The organism is Streptomyces sp. LUP47B, assembly GCF_001746295.1.
GTDB lineage: Bacteria > Actinomycetota > Actinomycetes > Streptomycetales > Streptomycetaceae > Streptomyces.
This window is the reverse complement of sequence record NZ_MJAH01000003.1, coordinates 508,206-521,108: the sequence shown is the minus strand read 5'-3', so window position 1 is coordinate 521,108 and position 12,903 is coordinate 508,206. Positions and strand designations below refer to the sequence as shown.

The 12,903-nt window shown below is 70.3% G+C and carries 9 protein-coding genes; 2 read left to right on the top strand and 7 right to left on the bottom strand.

The features are described from left to right. Nucleotides 1–110 precede the first annotated feature (110 nt). On the bottom strand, nucleotides 111–509 hold the full coding sequence (locus BFN33_RS12850; RefSeq protein WP_069760078.1) for a VOC family protein: 399 nt from the start codon (nucleotides 507–509) through the stop codon (nucleotides 111–113). A gap of 93 nt (nucleotides 510–602) precedes the next feature. Between BFN33_RS12850 and BFN33_RS12845 the strand changes: the two genes are divergently transcribed. Further along, entirely contained in the window at nucleotides 603–1,592 is a 990-nt protein-coding gene (locus BFN33_RS12845) for a YafY family protein (RefSeq protein WP_069760077.1), read from the top strand. A gap of 98 nt (nucleotides 1,593–1,690) precedes the next feature. Here the strand turns inward: BFN33_RS12845 and BFN33_RS12840 are convergent, their stop codons facing one another. The 6 genes from BFN33_RS12840 to BFN33_RS12815 form a co-directional block, all read right to left on the bottom strand. After that, the gene (locus tag BFN33_RS12840; protein WP_370743277.1) at nucleotides 1,691–3,976 is read right to left on the bottom strand and encodes a glycoside hydrolase family 95-like protein; all 2,286 of its coding nucleotides are present in this window, start codon (nucleotides 3,974–3,976) and stop codon (nucleotides 1,691–1,693) included. Nucleotides 3,977–4,106: 130 nt separating this feature from the next. Beyond that, nucleotides 4,107–6,764: a discoidin domain-containing protein gene (locus tag BFN33_RS12835; protein WP_069760075.1), complete on the bottom strand. Its 2,658-nt coding sequence runs from the start codon at nucleotides 6,762–6,764 to the stop codon at nucleotides 4,107–4,109. Next, the gene (locus BFN33_RS12830; RefSeq protein ID WP_079140792.1) at nucleotides 6,761–8,545 is read right to left on the bottom strand and encodes a DUF2264 domain-containing protein; all 1,785 of its coding nucleotides are present in this window, start codon (nucleotides 8,543–8,545) and stop codon (nucleotides 6,761–6,763) included. The genes BFN33_RS12835 and BFN33_RS12830 overlap by 4 nt, the downstream gene beginning before the upstream one ends. Continuing rightward, on the bottom strand, nucleotides 8,545–9,411 hold the full coding sequence (locus tag BFN33_RS12825; protein WP_069760074.1) for a carbohydrate ABC transporter permease: 867 nt from the start codon (nucleotides 9,409–9,411) through the stop codon (nucleotides 8,545–8,547). Before BFN33_RS12825 ends, BFN33_RS12830 begins: the two co-directional genes overlap by 1 nt. A gap of 7 nt (nucleotides 9,412–9,418) precedes the next feature. Next, complete coding sequence (locus tag BFN33_RS12820; protein WP_069760073.1) at nucleotides 9,419–10,363, bottom strand: carbohydrate ABC transporter permease; 945 nt, start codon at nucleotides 10,361–10,363, stop codon at nucleotides 9,419–9,421. Continuing rightward, nucleotides 10,360–11,667 carry an ABC transporter substrate-binding protein gene (locus BFN33_RS12815; RefSeq protein ID WP_069760072.1) on the bottom strand — a complete coding sequence of 436 codons (1,308 nt, stop codon included), beginning with the start codon at nucleotides 11,665–11,667 and terminating at the stop codon, nucleotides 10,360–10,362. Before BFN33_RS12815 ends, BFN33_RS12820 begins: the two co-directional genes overlap by 4 nt. Nucleotides 11,668–11,764: 97 nt before the next feature. On the opposite strand from BFN33_RS12815, the gene BFN33_RS12810 reads away from it, so the two are divergent. Next, nucleotides 11,765–12,814, top strand: coding sequence for a LacI family DNA-binding transcriptional regulator (locus BFN33_RS12810; RefSeq protein ID WP_069760071.1), 1,050 nt, complete (start codon nucleotides 11,765–11,767; stop codon nucleotides 12,812–12,814). Nucleotides 12,815–12,903 lie beyond the last annotated feature (89 nt).

Sequence of the window (12,903 nt, the reverse complement as noted above, 5' to 3'; positions counted from 1 at the left end):
GGATGTGGGTACGTTAAGAGGTACTTCCGTACCCTGTCAATTACCGACGGGCGCCATCACCGGGAGCCCTGGGATCTCAGGGCTCCCGGTATGAGCGGCTGTGCGGGGCGTCAGCGTGCGAACTTGGCGATGGCCGCAGGGGTGACGGGGGTGAAGAAGTTGACGAGGTTGCCGTCGGGGTCACGCAACAGCAGCGAGCGGTTGCCCCAGGGCATCGTGGTGGGCCCGTTGACGAAGTCGGTGACGAAGTCGGTCAGGTTCTGGTGAGCGCGGTCCACGTCGTCGACGAGGAATTCCGTGATCACGCTGTGGTTGTCCGCCGGGCGGGCAGAGCCTGGAGCGAACAGGGGGACGGTGCTGGTCCCGGCGATCGCGAGGGTGGCGCCGGCGGTGTTGAGCTCGGCGAAGTCATCGGTGGCCCACGTCGCCCGCACCCCGGTGGCTCGTTCGTAGAAGTCGACGAGGCGCGCTACGTCGCCGGTGATGATGCGGATCGAGACGAACTCCATGGGGATCTCCTTGGCTGTGCTGAAGGCGGGCACTGCGCAGGCTAGGAGAGATAGTGGACAGAATCGGTCCTGTATTCGCATTAGGGTTGGCACATGCCCCGACCCACTGCCCGCGTGCTGACACTCCTGGAGCTGCTGCAGTCGGGCGGCACCCGGACGGTGGCCGAACTGGCAGACCGGCTCGGTGTCGAAGGGCGCACCGTGCGGCGGTATGTGGACCACCTGATCGACCTGGATGTGCCCGTGGAATCGGTACGTGGCCGCTACGGCGGGTACCGGCTCGCTCCCGGGTACCGTCTGCCGCCGCTCATGTTCAGCGACGACGAGGCGCTGGCCGTACTGCTCGGTCTCGTCGCCGGACGCCGGGCAGGGCTGACGACGACGCAGCACACGGCGAACGAGACGGCATCGGCGAAGATCCGGCGGGTACTGCCCAAACACCTCGCCCGTCGGCTCGACACACTCCTGGAATCCCTCGCCTTCACCGAGCAGCCCGGAGAGTTCGATACGCCGGACTCCGGGATCCTGCTCACCATCGCCGACGCGGTGCGCCACCACCGGCCGGTCTCGCTCCGCTACACCGGCCGCGACGGACGGCGCAGCGAACGCACGCTGCACGCTTACGGGATCGTCGCGCATGCGGGCCGGTGGTACGTCACGGGCGAGGACGCCGAGATCGGCGAGGACCGGACCTTCCGGCTCGATCGCATCGCGGACGCGCGGGCCCTGCCCGGCTCATTCGAGGTGCCCGTGGGTCCCGGTCCGGCACAGCGCGTGTTGTCCGCGCTCGCCACGGCCGAGTACCGGCACGAGGTGACCTTGCGTATCCACGGGACGGTTGAGCAGATCCGGGCCCACCTGCCCGCCAGCGTCGCGAGCCTGGAGGAGCACCGGCCCGCGGCAGGCCAGGACCGGACGACCGAGCGCTGGCTGCGCGTCGAACTGCGGGCGGAGCGGCTCGACTGGTTGCCTCCGGTACTCGCCTCACTCGACCTGCCGTTCGTCATCGAGCGCCCCGATGAACTGCGCGACCTCGTCACCGCGCTCGCCGATCGCCTCGCGTCCTGTGCCCGCCGAGCCTGACCGAAGTGGCCGGGCAGCGGACGGCAGGGCGGGCGCGGCGCCGTCGGCCGGCGGTGTCGGCCTGTACGACAGGCCGACACCGACGTAAGCGCCACGACTCAGTCCGGCAGCCCCCACGGCTTCGCGTCGCCGACGGCCGGCACGTCCCGCGGACGCAGGTCCGGGTCGGTGCCGTGCGGCAGGACGACGGCCGTTTCGTCCCGGCCGAGCGGGATCTCGATGCGACCGGGCCCCGTCTCCCGGTACCGCAGCCGCCGCCCGCGTTCGTCCCGTACGTCGATGGCACCGTCGATGCCGTGGTCCAGAACGAGCGGCGCGCCCACCTCACTGTGGACGCGCACCCAGCGGGTCCGGCCACCCGATCGGTCGGCGTCGACGAGGAACGCGCCCTGGGTACGCAGGCCTTGGACCGACACGTCGGGCCAGCGCCCCGATACCGAGGGGAGGACCCGTACGACGCCGCCGTGGCTCTGCACGACCATGTCGAGGACGGACTGGGCCGCCGTCAGCGGGCTCTCGACGGCCAGGTTGCCGCCCTCCACGTACATGGTGTTCGGGGTCATCCACGCGTTCTTGATGACGTTGCCGTCGGTGAAGTAGGTGAGGAAGTCGAGGGCGTCCTCGGGCCGTTCTGTCAGGGAGGCCATCGAGGACGCGGCGGCGTAGCTGTAACCGGCCCACAGGCTGCGGTCCTTGACCCAGTGGTCGAAGGTCGTCCGGATGGTGTCCCGGTCGGAGGGGCGGTCCCAGTCCAGCTCGTGCAGCGGGAAGAGCCACAGCATGTGCGAGAAGTGCCGGTGCGACTCGGTGAGGGGTTTGCCGGCGCCGATGTTGATGCCGGTCTCGTCACGCGGGTAGGCCACCAGGCGCTGCAGGATCTCACGCCAGCGTCCGGCGCGCGGATGGTCCGTGCGGAGAATGCGCAGGCAGTCGAGGAGGGTGGCGCAGCCCCAGCGGATCAGGGAGAGGTCGTAGGTGCAGTCGGTGGCGTCCGCCCACTCGGGCGACCGGGTGAGCGGCAGGTGCAGCTTGCCGTCGCTGCCCTCGTACAGGAAGTGGTCGTAGAAGTTCACCGCCTTCACGAGGATCGGGTAGAGGACGTCACGCACGATCGACACGTCCATGCTGTGGCGGTAGCTGAGCCAGACGTTGTGCATGGCCCAGATGAGGTTGCCGTTGTTGTCGGTCTTCGTGGCGGTGCCGGGGATGCCGACCGTCTTGGCGCCGGGGCGCAGCATCCAGTCCGAGGGGTGGGCCAGGGCGTAGGTCGCGCCGTCCTGGTACTCCGGCGGGACGGACTGCGGCAGGTACTTCTCGAAGCTCTTGAAGGTGGAGGTGACGGAGTCGAGTTCGGGGTGATCGGATCCCTGGATCAGCCACGTGGCGATCTGCACGTTGAGGTTCCACCAGACGGCGCTCCAACTGCCGCCCGTCTCCGGGTACCACGGCCCCCACTCCGACATCGAGGGACCGCCGGCCCGGGTGGCGCAGGCGGCCTTGTAGAGCTGGATCCAGTAGAAGTCCTGAATGCGTTTGTCCGGGACCGAGACCAGGCTGCGCCGGTAGAAGCGGTGCCACCAGGCGCGGTGGACGCGCACCAGCCCGTCCGGGTTCGCGGAGAACGTGCGCCCTACCTCGGCGACCGCCCGCTGCGTCGTGCGCGAGAGGTCCTCGGGGAAGCCGTAGACGATGTGCGCGGCCAGCAACCTGCCACTGCCGACGCGCCGTTCGCGCCAGGCGGTCGTCCATCCGCCGCCCGCGACCAGCGGCTGCTCGACGTAGTGGGTGGTGCCGGCGGATCCGGTGCGGGGGTCCGGGTTGCCCGTGTAGTCCGCGGGTTTGTCCTTCTCGCGGGGCGAGATGGCGGGCAGCCACGTGAACGACCAGGCCGCGGTCTCCTCGCCGGCACTGGGTCGGGTGGAGATCAGCAGCGCGGTACGGGCGTTGTGCACCAGCATCGAGAAGCGGACGCTGCCGCGGGTGGTGGTGACGGTGCCGCGCAGCTCGGCGTCCCAGAGGTCAAGGGTCCAGTCGACGCCGGTCACCTCACCGGCGAGCGTGAGGTCGAAATGCCCAATGGGCAGACGGGAGAAGCCGTACGGGGCACGCCACTGAGGTCGCTGGTCCTGCACCTGACTGTGACTGACCATGACCTTCACGGAGTTGGCCGTCGCGCCTCGGTAGACCTGCACCCCGAGCAGGCCGTTGCCGAGGAAGGGGCCGTCCTTCCAGTCGCCGGGCAGCCGCCGCCAGCGCAGGGCGGCCGCTCTCGCCATGCGTTCGTACACGTCCTCCGCGCCTTCGGACGACCCTGGCGCCGCCCAGGCGGTGCCGGACCCTGCTGTCCAGCCTGCGGCGGCCACCGCGGCTGCGGTGCCGATCACACCTCTTCGAGAGATCCCGTTCCCTGTTGGCGCGGTCACCTGGCTGCCTCCCATTTCTGGTCGTGGATACGGATTCGGCGGGGCCGGGCAGCGGGGTTCCGTGTCCCGCTGCTCGGCCGGTCGTCGGGGGTCAGGGCCTGATCGTGAGCCAGTCGAGCGCGGCGACCCGACTCGTGCCCTTCGCCACGACGTAGAGGTCGTGCGTACCGGTGACCGCACGCTTCAGGGTCACGGACTGCTCCTGCCAGTCACCCGTGCCCGTGACGGGCACCGATGCGGCCAGCGGGCCGTCCGGCGCGTCCAGGCGCAGTTGGAGCGAACAGCCCTTCGTGCAGGTGGAGTTGAGTCGTGCGGTGAGGTGCTTCCCGTCGACGTTGGCCTTGCGGAAGGCCACCCAGTCACCGGAGCCGAGGACTCCGGTGGCCGCCGTGCCGCGTCCCACCCCGTGCACGGTCGTGGCCTTTTCGGCCTGGAGCGTCGAGGTGGCGTCGGGCCCGTCGCCGTACAGCCGGATGTCGTTGACGACCCAGGGCGCAGGTCCGCTCGCGGTGAGCGTGATCCGCACATAGCGGGCGGTGGTCTGCTTGGGGAACACCGCGTCCTGGGTGAAGGAGCGGCCGGAGACCCGGGCGAGCGGCTCGCCCCAGTGCCTGCCGTCGCTGCTGACGGCGACCGTGAAGCCGTACGGCTGCTGGCCGCCGGTGTCGCGGCCCGCGTCGAGGGAGAGCCGGTTGAACGTCTTGCTCTCGCCGAGGTCGACGGTGAGGGACTGGCCGGCGGTCTGCGGGGCGGCGCCCGTCCAGCGGGTGTTGATGTCGCCGTCCACGGTGACGGCGGCGTTGCTTCCGTCGCTGGCGGTGGCGCTCCAGTTGCCGTGCCGTACCCGCTGCTGGCAGCCGGGCAGGTCGCAGCCGGTCGACCAGATGGGTGCGCCGTACTCGTAGGCGCCCTGGTCTGGGGCTGCGCCCAGGGTGTCGGTGGTGATGCCGTCGACCACCTCGCCCGCGTCGATGGCGGGTGAGCCGGGCGTCAGCCACAGCTCGCCGTTGACGGCGTTCGTGTAGCCGGGGGTGGCGCTGATCAGGTTGGAGCGGACGATCGGCAGCGGGTTGCCGGTCTGCGTCGCGGTGACCGGCTTGGGGCCGATGATGTTGCTGAAGTACGAGCCGGATGCGTCCGTCGCGCCGCCGAGGGCGGACGAGGCGGTACCGATGCCCACGCCGTAGCTGGAGTTGTGGTCCTCGTTGGCGATGCTGGGGCCGGTGTGGCCGTTGAAGTAGACGCCCCGGGCGCCGGTGTTCCAGGCCACGTTGTGGTGGAGGCGGAAGTGGCCGGAGTAGTTGTCGACGTAGAAGCCGTTCTGCCCGCTGGAGTCGTGCGCGGTGTTGTGGTCGATGGAGCTTCCGGTGCCGTTCAGGTAGCAGCACACGTAGAAGGGTGAACCGTCGCGGGAGGTGCGCATCGCCTCGGAGATGTCGTTGTAGGCGATGCGGTTGTCGTGGTATTCGGTGCCGTTGATCTGGTAGGCGGTGTCGATGGCCGCCCGTCCGGTGCGCCGGATCGTGTTGTGGGTCACCGTGTGGCCATTGCCGTTGATCTCGATGCCGGGGGTGTAGCTGCCCATCCAGCCGACGTCGTGGATGTAGTTGTTGGTGACGGTGTTGCCGTTGCCGCGCACCAGGACGCCGTCACCGGCCGACTGGGCGATCTCGCTGTTCTTCAGGGTGTTGCCGGTGCCGAGGATCTGCACGCCGGAGTCCAGGATGCGGGAGGCGACGATGTGCCCCTCGGCCGGCTCGATCGCGAGGTCGCTGTCCGGCGGCATGGGCAGGGTGGAGTACTCGGAGATGTACGTGGCGTGCAGTCGGTCGACCACGACTCCCGTACTGGACTTGCCCGTTCGCAGCGAGGTGCCCCACAGGTCCAGGCCGCGCACGGTGACATACGAGCTGTCGCTCAGGTCGACGCCCCACAGCCGGTGCTTGGCGGTCACCGTGTGTCCGGCGATGCCGCCCTTCGGGGGGACCATGAAGAGCCGGTGCGCGGTCTTGTCGTAGAACCACTCCCCCGGCTGGTCCAGGGCGGCCTTCGACCCGACGAGGTAGTAGTTGCGGTAGGGCTGGTTGCCCATGCAGAGCGGGGTGCAGCGGTAGTTGCCGCCCTTGAAGTCCAGCTTGCCGGGTGCAGAGGCCGTGGCCGTGCCGGTCTGCTGCGCCCACGGATTGGAGCCCGCCCACAGGTGCACCGTGGCGCCGGTCCAGTTCGCGTCGGGCAGGTCGGTGTCGTCGATGTGCTGGTCGGTGGAGGTGGTGTCGGCCTCGGCCCAGGTCGCGTTCAGCGGATCGGCGCCGGAGTTTGGCCAACGGCCTTCCGCCGCACGGGCGTTGTCCAGGAACACCGCGTTGAAGTCGGGGTCGGGCGGCAGGTCGGTGTCGGCGGCGATCAGCCCGCCGCCCGCGTCCTTCCAGCCGGTCACCTTCTCGGTCCCGTCGACGGTCACGGGGCCGTCGCCGTACGCGGCGATCGTCACCGGGGCACCCTCGGTGCCGGAGGGAGGGGTGAGCTGTTCGCGGTAGGTGCCCTTGTGGATCAGGCAGGTGTCGCCGGGGCGAACGAGGTCGAGGCAGGCACCGATGGTGCGCAGCGGGCTTGCCTGCGTGCCGAGGGCATGGTCATTGCCCCGGGGGGCGACGTGGTACGTATGGCCGGACTGCGCTGCCTGCGCCTGCACCGGGGAGGCCAGCAGCGCGGCCGCGGCGGCCAGTACGGACAGATGTCTGAGTCTCAAGTCCCGTCTCCAGTCGTCGGATGTGCGGTGGTCGTCGGGTGTGCGGTGGTCGTCGGATGGGTGAGAAGTGGAGGTTCTCGCCACGCCGTCTCGGCCTCGCTTCCGGCCGGGGCACCGAGCACGGCACACCTCAGCCAGTGCTCGCCGGGAGGGAGTCGGCCCACGAGGGCGGGCAGGGCGGTGCGTCGTGCGAGGACGTTCGTGCCGGGCAGACAGTCGACGACCACGCCCTCGCGCCGGCCGTCGAGGTCTCGCAGACCGGTGAGTCCCGCGGGGGCCGACACCCGTGCGCGTCCCGGCCCGGCCACGCGGTCCGTGCCCGCGTCCCGGTCGACGGCGAAGCCGCCCTCGGCGGTGTACAGGGCGCGAGCGGTGCGTACGCGGTGGGTGCGCACGTGCCAGGGCGCGGCTGCCGTCAGCCAGGTGGTGATCTCCACGTCGGGCCACGGATGCCAGGTGCTGAGGACCGTGTCGCCGCTGACGAAGTGCGCGGCCGGCTCCTCCCGCACCCGGTAATGCGCCCCGCCGTCGTCGCTCAGCGCCAGCATCGAGTCGTACGCGCCCTGTTCGAGCCCGAGCGTGCCGTTCGGCAGGCTGAAGCCGAAGCGGGTCGAGTACGCGAACTTGGCGTACTTCTCGGCGCCATGGCGTACCCACGAGTGGTGCTGGCGCCCGGCGAGAAGGGTGACGTCGCCGTGTGTGCGCATCAGCACCGCCCCGGCGTGCGGCTGGGCACTGACGTCAGGCAGGGCGGCGGGTGCCGGTTCCTCCTTCGCGGTCCAGAACGCGTGCTGTTCGGGCAGCGCGAGCGGCAGATACGCCTTGAGCGACCAGTAGGGCGAGCCCGGCGCGTTGTACTGCTCGGCCAGCGCGGGCTGCGGATAGCCGTACCCGACGGACAGCAGCCCGTCCGGCCCGGTCACCGGCCGCCCCTGCCACCAGCGCAGATGCCGCAGCAGATACCCCTTCACCTCGCCCCATGGCAGTACGTCGACGCCCGCGAACGGCAGCGCGCCCCAGAAGGCGGCCTGCGCCCAGCGGTAGGTGAGGCTGCGGCCGTACGGGACGGCCGCGCCGTCGTCGGCGAACCAGTGCCGGAAGTCGCCGGTGAACCGGGCCGCCCGCTCCTTGAAGCGGTCGCCGCCGGTCAGCGTGTCGTGGAGCAGGCCGTAGAAGTGCATGGCCCACGGGACGTAGTAGTCGCGGCGTTCGGTGGGGCCGTCCGCGTACCAGCCGTCGCCGAGCCAGAAACTCTCCAGGCGGTCGAGGCGCGCGGTGATCAGCGACCGGTCGTAGGGCACTCCCACCCGGTCGAGGCCGAGGCTGATCAGCACCGGGAAGAAGAGCCAGTTGTTGTCGGTGGTCTCCCGGGGCAGTGCGCTGAGCAGCCAGCGGGCGAGCCGGTCGCGTTCGGGGCCTGTCAGCGGGTCCCACCACTGCTCGGGGGCGAGGGCGAGCGCGAAACCGATGGCGGCCATCTCGACGATGCGCTGGTCGTGGTCGACGGGCTCGCCCCAGTACTCGGGGTGCGCGGGATCGCTGCCGTGGGCGAGTCCTCGGACCCACAACTCGGCGTGCGGTACGGCCTGTCCGCCCGCCGCGAGGGGCGCCAGCCCCCACAACGGCCGGGCGAACGCCTCCAGTTCGGCGGCCGTGTCGTCGTGGATCGCGGTGTTCACGCCGAGCCGTACGCGCGCGCGGCCCGCGCTGAAGCGGGACACCAGAGGGTCCATCAAGTCGTTGAGTTGGGAGGCCAGTTGGGTGCGTGCGTCGTCGTCCATCAGCCCTTCTCCGCCCCGGCCAGCAGCCCGGTGCGCAGGAAGCGCTGGGCGAGGACGAAACCGATCAGCAGCGGCGCGCAGGCCACGAGTCCGGCCAGGGCCGCCTCCGGCTGGTGGATGTCGAGGTCGGCGAAGCCGCTGGAGTTGTTGACCGCGCCGGTGGACTGCAGCAGGGACATCAGGCCGAGCTGGAGGGTGAAGGTGCGGTCGTCGGAGAGCATCACGAACGGCAGGAAGAAGTCGGTCCAGCAGCGGACGAAGCCGAAGAAGGCGATCAGCGCGATGGCGGGGCGGGCCAGCGGCACCGCGACGGACCAGAACAGCCGCAGCTCGCTCGCCCCGTCGACGCGTCCGGCGTCCAGCAGGCTGTCGGGCAGGTTCGCCTGGAAGTGCAGAAAGGCGAGGTACACGCCGAAGGGGTAGAAGGACAGCGGCAGGATCACCGACCAGACCGTGCCGGTGAGATGGACCGCCGACATCTCCAGGTACAGCGGGAGCACCAGCGCGGCCGGGGGAAGGATCATCGTCACGATCGACAGGGTGAGCAGGGCCCGGCGGCCGGCGAAGTCGTGCTTGGCGAGGGCGTAGCCCGCGGGTACGCACAGCAGCAGTGAGATGGCCACGCTGGCCGCCGCGTAGATGATCGAGTTGCCGATCCACAGGGTGATCTGGCCGTCGTTGTACGACGTCAGGTGTGACCAGGCGTGGCCCACGTTGCCCAGCGAGCCGAAGCCGAGGGGTGAGCCGGTGGTCAGGTCGTCGGCCGTGCGGGTGGGGGCGAGCAGCAGCCAGAGCAGGGGCAGTCCGAAGAAGACGGCCGCGCCGAGCAGGAACAGGGCGCGGGCGCCGCGCGACAGAGCGGTCATCACTCACTCACCGGGAGTCGGAGGAGTCGGTGGCGTACATACGGGTGCGGGTGATCACGATCCAGGCGGCGAGTACTCCGACCGCGAGCATGGCCAGGGACAGTGCGGCCGCCTTGCCGAAGTCGCCGTCCTGGGTGGCGTAGGTGTAGGCGAGCTGGTTGAGGGACCAGGTGGGGCTGATCTGGCCGGGGGCGCCGGTGGACAGCACGGTCGGCTCGACGAACACCTGGCTGCCGGAGGCGAAACTGGAGATCAGCACGAAGGCGACGTACGTGCGGACCATCGGCAGCTTGATGTGCCACATGGTCCGCCAGGCCGAGGCGCCGTCGACCTGCGCGGCCTCCAGGACATCCTTGGGGAGCGCGTTGAGCGCCCCGTACAGGACCACGATCCAGCCGCCCGCGTGCACCGCGACGCCCATCACGGTGAGGACGGCGATGACGCTGCCGCCGGACAGCGCTTCCGTGGCGCTGTGGACGTCCATCAGTTTGAGCAGGGGTGAGAACGGGCTGCTGTCCGGGCTGACCATGAACAGCCACAGCAGTGCGGCTGCCGAGCCGGTGACCGCGCCGGGCAGGTAGTAGACGAGTTGGAGCGCACTCGTCGTACGGCCGGGGCGGGCGTGCAGGGTGAAGGCGAGGGACAGGACGGTCAACAGCAGGATCGGCAGCCAGAGCAGCAGATACGTCGCCACGTTGGCGGCCGCGTCGCCGAGCCGGTAGTCCTCGAACACGGTCACCCAGTCGCGCCCGCCGGTGAAGGAGCCGTTGTCGACGAACGAGGTCCACAGGGCGTATCCGGCGGGCGCGAGCCCGAACACCACGAGGAACGCGGTGTACGGGCCGACGAGGATCCATACGGCGGCTCGGCGGGAGGGGCGGCGCCGGCGGCGGGGTGTCACCGACGCCGGGGCCGCGGCGGCGGACGGGCGGGGTGTGGTGAGCGTTTTCATCCGACCGAGTACCCGGTGGTCTTGGCCGCCGCCTCCAGCTTGCCCTGCCAACTCGTCAGCGCGCTGCGGAGGTTGCCGTCCGAGTCGATCGCCTTGACGAGCGTGTCGTTGAAGCTGCTCTGCCAGTCGGCCTCGAAGCGGACCGCGCCGAAGCCGGGACGCAGTGCGTTCGCGGCCGCGGTGAGGGCGGGCATCGGGTCGAAGGCGTAGTACGGGTCCTTCGACTTGGCCTCGCCCCACTTCGTCGCGGCTGCCGTGAAGGCGGGGTAGGTGGGCTGCTTCGCCTGGAGGCTGACGTCGGTGGTCATCCAGCGCACCAGATCCGCGGCCTCCTTGGCGCGCTCGCCGGCGTGCGAGGAGACCAGGAAGGCGCCGCCACCGACCTGTCCGGCGTAGGGCTTGTCCTCGCCGGGCCAGGTGGGCATGGGGGCCGCGGCAATCCGGCCCTTGGGCACCTTGAAGGCGGGCGCGAACATGAAGTCGCCGAACCAGGCCGGGGCCGGCAGCATCAGGATCTTGTCGCCCTTGCCGAACTTGGCGAAGCCCGGGTCGATGGGCACGACGGTGGTGACGGCCTTCTCGCGGGCGAGCGGCTGGAGCAGATCCGCGACCCGGGTGCAGTTCGCCTGGCCCAGGTCGATGTGGACCTCGGTGAGGCTCAGCGTGTCGCGGGTGGCGCAGCCGCTGCTGCCGAAGTAGATACCGGCGCCGTACTTGCCGTTGACGGCTCCGACGATGGTGCCCGGGTGTTCCCGGGCCGCCTTCAGACCGGTCTGCTGGTACTCGGCCCAGGTGTGGGGGACTTCGTAGCCGTATCGCTTCATCAGCGTCGCGTCGTACCACAGGACGGTGGGCGCGATGTCGTTGCGCAGGCAGTACGTCTTGCCGCCGAAGGTGCAGGTGTCGAGGGCGCCGGGGGTGAAGCCGTCGCGGACGGACTTGGGGACGAGGTCGTCGAGCGGAGCCGCGTAGCCGAACTTCTCGCTCGCGAGGGTCGCCGCCTCGGCCGGGTTGGCCAGGAAGACGACGTCGGGCCAGCCGCTCTTGGTGCGGTTGGCGAGCGAGATCTTGGTGGGGACGTAGCCGGCGTCGGGCGGGATGGTGACGATGCGCATCTTCAGGTCGGGGTGGGCCTTCTTGTACTGCTGGGCCGCGGGCATCCGGGTGTTGTCCACCCAGACCAGCAACTCGCCCTTGCCGCCGCCCGAACCGCCGCCGGCACCGCCACCGGTTCCTCCGCAGCCGGAGAGGACCAGAGCCAGGGCCGCGGCCGCGACCGCGGAAGCCGTGCGCCATCTCTTCATGAGGGACCGCCTTTTCGCCAGGAGTCTTACGTCGGGAGCAAGGATTGCGATAGTTTTCGCAAAACTCGATCGCCCGGCAACGTAGGAGATTCATCCGATGACGTCAACGGTTCGGACAGGATCCGGTGAGGCGAGACGGCGCACCCTGGCCGAAATCGCCGATCAGGCAGGCGTTTCGGTGTCCACGGTCTCCAAGGTGCTGCACGACAGATCCGATGTATCGGCCGAGACGCGAGCCAAGGTGCAGCGCCTGCTCGGGCAGCACGGCTATCTGGCGAAACACCGCCCGGCAGCCACCGCGGCCCCGCCCGGAGGGCTGATCGACTTCGTCATCAACGAACTCGACAGTCCCTGGGCGGTCGAGTTGATCCGGGGCGCGGAGGACGTCCTGCACGACGCGGGCATGGGGCTGGTCGTCTCCTCCACCCACGGCCGGACCAAACGCGCCCGTCACTGGCTGGACTCGCTGGCCACCCGCTCCACGCGCGGAGCGATTCTCGTGGTGCCCGAACTGACACCGGAGCAGCACGAGGAGCTGAGCCGGCTCGGCATCCCCTTCGCCCTGGTCATGCCGATCGACGAGCCTGCGCCGGGCACGCCGTGGGTGGGCGCGACCAACTGGCCCGGCGGACTGGCCGCGACCCGTCACCTCATCGAGCTGGGACACCGGCGCATCGCGATCATCAGCGGCCCGGAGCGCCGGCTCACCTCCCGGGCACGGGTCGACGGCTATCGCTCGGCGCTGGCCGAGGCGGGTCTCCCCTTCGACGCCGGGCTGGTGCGCTACGGCGACTTCACCCACAACCTCGCGCACCAACACGCCCTGGAACTCCTGGCGTTGCCCGACCGTCCGACAGCGATCTTCGCCGGCAGCGACCACCAGGCGCTGGGCACCTACCGGGCCGCCGCCGAACTGGGCCTGCGCATCCCGGCCGACGTCAGCGTGGTCGGCTTCGACGATCTGCCGTTCGCGGACTGGGTGACCCCACGCCTGACGACGGTCCGCACTCCCCTGGCCGACATGACGGCGCTGGCGGCCCGGATGGTGCTCCGGCTGCTGTCCGGGGAGCAGCCGGAGACGACTCGGGTGGAGGTGGCGACGGAACTGGTGGTGCGGGAGAGCAGCGGACGCCGTCCACCGCACTGAGCCCGCTGTGCGGGCGGCGGTCCACTCGGCGAGGTGGCGCTCGATGCGGTCTGCGGGGCGGGCTCGAGTACCCCCGGTGACTGCTGTGC